This window comes from Mycobacterium parascrofulaceum ATCC BAA-614, from assembly GCF_000164135.1.
GTDB classification, from domain to species: Bacteria; Actinomycetota; Actinomycetes; order Mycobacteriales; family Mycobacteriaceae; genus Mycobacterium; species Mycobacterium parascrofulaceum.
The window spans coordinates 1-686 of the sequence record NZ_GG770655.1 but is presented as its reverse complement, the minus strand read 5'-3'; the positions used below and the strand labels follow the sequence as shown (position 1 = coordinate 686).

Here is a 686-nt window from a genome sequence, read left to right as displayed (position 1 = left end):
GAGGCTCAGCTGCCGACGGTTCGGGTGTGATGTCGATAGGCCGTTCGAGCGGCTTGCCCTTGTGGAAGACGGCGCTGGCACGGACGAGGGCGACCAAGTGTGGTGCGTTGACCGCGCGCCAGCGGGCCTGGGCGGCCTCGATTAGCTTGTAGGCCATCGCCAGCCAGGCCGCGCGGGAGCCCGGCCCTTTGGTGACTTTGGTCCTCAAACGTACTGTCGCAAAGGTACTTTCGATCGGATTTGTGGTGCGAAGGTGGATCCAATGCTCGGCGGGATACCGGTAGAACTCCAAAAACACCTCGGCGTCGTCGACGATCTTGGGCGACCGCTTTGGGGTATTTGGCGCCGTAGTCGATCTCGAACGCTTTGATCGCGAGCTGGGCTTTGTCGATATCCTCGGCGTTGTAGATCTCCTTCATCGCCGCGACTGCACCCTGGGTGCACCGATTTCGGCAGTGCGGCAAGAATATTGGCCTGCTTATGCCACCAGCAGCGCTACTCTCGAATATCCGGGAACACCTCCCGCACGCCTTGCAGAAGCCCAGGGCGCCGTCGCCGACCGCGAGCACCGCTGCGGTCATGGCGCGGCGGCGGCAATCGCGCAGCAAATCAGCCCAGAACTCAGTCGATCCCCGGAAGCCGTCAGCCAGCCCGACGAGCTCCATGCGGCCATCAGCACGGACCCC

General features: G+C 63.4%; 2 pseudogenes. Both read right to left on the bottom strand.

Annotated elements, in window-relative coordinates:
- A pseudogene (locus tag HMPREF0591_RS34795) lies at positions 1-298 on the bottom strand (IS256 family transposase); the annotation flags it as partial.
- 79 nt (positions 299-377) lie between these two features.
- Positions 378-665, bottom strand: a pseudogene (locus HMPREF0591_RS34790) (IS256 family transposase); the annotation flags it as partial.
- Positions 666-686 lie beyond the last annotated feature (21 nt).